At 48.0% G+C, this 3,184-nt stretch carries 3 protein-coding genes; 2 read left to right on the forward strand and 1 reads right to left on the reverse strand.

The annotated features are described in order from the left end of the window. Nucleotides 1-82: 82 nt before the first annotated feature. Nucleotides 83-703 carry a trimeric intracellular cation channel family protein gene (locus tag GX348_07905; protein NLP42101.1) on the reverse strand — a complete coding sequence of 207 codons (621 nt, stop codon included), beginning with the start codon at nt 701-703 and terminating at the stop codon, nt 83-85. Nucleotides 704-1,349: 646 nt separating this feature from the next. Between GX348_07905 and GX348_07910 the strand changes: the two genes are divergently transcribed. Together GX348_07910 and panB are read left to right on the forward strand one after the other, a co-directional pair. Next, entirely contained in the window at nt 1,350-2,228 is an 879-nt protein-coding gene (locus GX348_07910; GenBank protein ID NLP42102.1) for a DUF2520 domain-containing protein, read from the forward strand. A gap of 8 nt (nt 2,229-2,236) precedes the next feature. After that, complete coding sequence (gene panB / locus GX348_07915) at nt 2,237-3,076, forward strand: 3-methyl-2-oxobutanoate hydroxymethyltransferase (protein ID NLP42103.1); 840 nt, start codon at nt 2,237-2,239, stop codon at nt 3,074-3,076. Nucleotides 3,077-3,184 lie beyond the last annotated feature (108 nt).

Raw genomic sequence — 3,184 nt, forward strand, 5'->3', positions numbered from 1 at the left:
AAGACAAGGGGACGGTGGTGCTGTCTTGACAAACAGCTGCATTCATCGCAGCAAAATTTAATGACTTATTCCTGGCAGACGATCATTGCTTAATCTGGTTTTTGCCGATAACCGGAAAGTTCCAGCCATACTTGATGCAGCATAGCCGCAATCCCGTTGTAATAGCAAAAGCAAGATATAAAGGTATAGGCCCGGCAAAGTACATCTGGGAGTAATAAAAGACGATAGCCCCCATTATAGTAGTTATTGCATAAACTTCCTGCCGAAATACATAAGGAATTTCCTTGACAATCACGTCGCGGATAACACTGCCACCGATTCCCGTAATCACAGAAACCGTAGTTATAATAACTAGAGAATCTAAATTGTGTTGGAGCGCCAGTTTTGCACTGGTAGCCGTAAACGCACCTAGCCCGATGGCATCAAAGATTTGAATAGTATCTTTGTAATTCTCTAACCATCGGTAAGTAAAAAAAACAACAATCGTAACTCCCGAACTAATAATAAAAAAAGTAGGGTCTCGAAATGTTAACGGCGGTGTATTTCCAATAATAACGTCCCGCATTATCCCGCCGCCAATCGCCGTAATTATGGCTAATACTAATACGCCAAAGACGTCTAATCTTTTTTGTATTCCGGTTAATGCACCGGAAACGGCAAAAGCCGCTATTCCCATAAACTCAAATACATTCCAAGCTGTCATGATTGATTCTTCCTCTTTTCACACACCTGCAATTATCCACTCCGCTATTTTAACATAAATACAAGTAAAAGTTGCAAAAAAATACATCCAAAATCACCGAAAGACAGGGGGACGGTGGTACTGTCCTGACAAACAGTTAATATTAGCAGCAAAGACATCGAAACAATTGTGGACACATCCACCGTCCCCTTGTATCTCATGTCTCGTACAAGTCCATTGAGTAATCAGACAAAATGTAGCGGGTTACTGGCAGGAGTTTTTCTATTTTCAGAGAAGAAGAGTAGCATGATGTATGACGAGCGATTATGAGGGGCTTTAATTATCACATCAGAAGCTTCTCCAGTTTCGTCATATTTTATTGGATTTGGCTACTTGTAGACCAGATTAGTCTGTGCTATGATCAATGCATTGAAAGGTTGCGGCATCTTCCGAGAGCTGTACGACCTCTTCTAACAGTCCAACAAAACTGAATTGCCTTTTTGAGCGACCGCTTGGATCGTTAATAGACCGAGACGGAAGGGTTCAGAAAACGTGCAAAGTACGCTTGCTTTAGCATAGGATAATGCGGTTCATTCTGCTTTATCTTTGTTTTCAACGCCTTTCGGCCTCGGCTAGAAAGGCGTTTTCTTATTTAGGAGGTTTTACCATGTCAAAACCGTCTATCGCTATTTTGGGGGGCGGGCGGCTGGGTGGCGCGCTAGCTGGCCTAGTGAACGACTGCGGCTACCCGGTAGTAGCAATAACCGCCAGAAGCCAGGAAACGCTCGCAGCTATATCTAAGGCAACCGCGCTTCCGGTCTGTTTTGATAATGTCGAAGCAGCTGCCCAAGCTGATTTAATCCTGCTCACTGTTCCTGACCGGATTCTGCCTGTGGTACTGGATGAACTCATTGCCGGCAAGCGCTTGCGGCTTGGACAAGTTCTCTTGCACACTAGCGGCGTATTAGCAGGCGAAGCATTGGCACCGGCCCGCCAATTTGGAGTTGCGGTCGGCTCGATGCATCCACTGCAAAGCTTCGCCGATAGGGAAACTGCGCGAAAGAATATTCCGGGCAGCCCCTTTGCTATCGATGGTGACGCCGCTGCAGTTGACGCTGCCAGCCGACTGGTAAATGACCTTGGCGGAACAATACTGCGGGTGCCGCCGGAAGAACGGGTTCTGTATCATGCCGCCGCTTGTATTGCTTCAAACTATTTGGTGGCGCTACTGCATACGGCGGAAAAACTGCTGATGCGCTGGACCAGTGATGAGAGTGCAGCGTTGCAATCCCTGCTGCCATTGGTTAAGGGAACACTTCGTAATGTGGCACAGCAGGGAACTGCCTCCGCTCTTACCGGTCCGATTGTCCGTGGCGATTCGTCCACTGTGGCACGGCACCTCCAGGCTCTGCCAGAGGATTTCAAGACAGTTTATCAGATTTTGGGGCAGGAAACATTAAAATTGGTTGGCAACCGCATCCCGCTATCTCAGCGAGAAACCATCGCTCAACTACTGGGTGCGTCTACATTTAAAGAGACTAAATAGGAGGTTAAATAATGTCAAACAAACGAATTACTACTGCTACTATTCGGGAAAAAAAGTCCAAAGGTGAAGTTATTACCATGCTGACAGCTTATGACGCCGCATTTGCCCGACTACTGGATGAGGCTGGCGTGGACATGTTATTGGTCGGCGACTCTTTAGGCAATACCATGCTGGGTTATGATTCTACATTGCCGGTAACGATGGAAGATATGCTGCACCATACCCGCGCGGTTTGCCGTGGCGCCAGCCGTTCTATGGTTGTCGCCGATATGCCGTTTATGAGCTATCAGGTATCAGTTGAGGAGGCGCTGCGCAACGCCGGCCGTTTTCTGAAGGAAACCCCTGCACAGGCTGTAAAGTTAGAAGGCGGCAAAGAAATTGCGCCTGCTGTAAAGGCAATGACTGACGCCGGCATCCCGGTAGTAGGACATTTGGGATTGACGCCGCAATCAGTTAACCAACTGGGCGGTTTCAAGGTACAAGGAAAAGATGTCGCTGCCGCGCAGAAACTGATCGATGATGCCCGCGCTCTGGAAGCAGCCGGTGCCTTTGCAGTAGTGCTCGAGTGCGTACCGGCGCCGCTGGCTACCAAAGTCACTCAAGCCCTGTCCATTCCGACCATCGGTATCGGCGCCGGCAACGGTTGTGACGGCCAAGTGCTGGTAATCCATGATGTACTCGGCCTATTACCCGGGTTTAAACCTAAGTTTGTCAAGCCATACCGTACACTCCATACCGAAATTACTGCCGCAGTGCAAGAATACATCGCCGAAGTGAAAAGCCGTCAATTTCCTGGTCCCGAACACAGCTTCGCGATGACTGATGAGGTATTAGAAAAACTGTACTAATGTAAAAAAGGTGCGCATATCAAGCGCACCTTACTCTTTTGCGGGTGGGAAACACGGGGACAGGGACACCGTTTCATTAGTATGATACCGATACTTGCTATGCCAGAA

The sequence above is a fragment of the Veillonellaceae bacterium genome, assembly GCA_012523975.1.
Taxonomy (GTDB): Bacteria; Bacillota; Negativicutes; order JAAYSF01; family JAAYSF01; genus JAAYSF01.

Bases quoted from the DNA above. Each gene is read 5' to 3' on its own strand.
- GX348_07905 (NLP42101.1), bottom strand. From the start codon at position 703: ATGACAGCTTGGAATGTATTTGAGTTTATGGGAATAGCGGCTTTTGCC.
- GX348_07910 (NLP42102.1), top strand. From the start codon at position 1,350: ATGTCAAAACCGTCTATCGCTATTTTGGGGGGCGGGCGGCTGGGTGGC.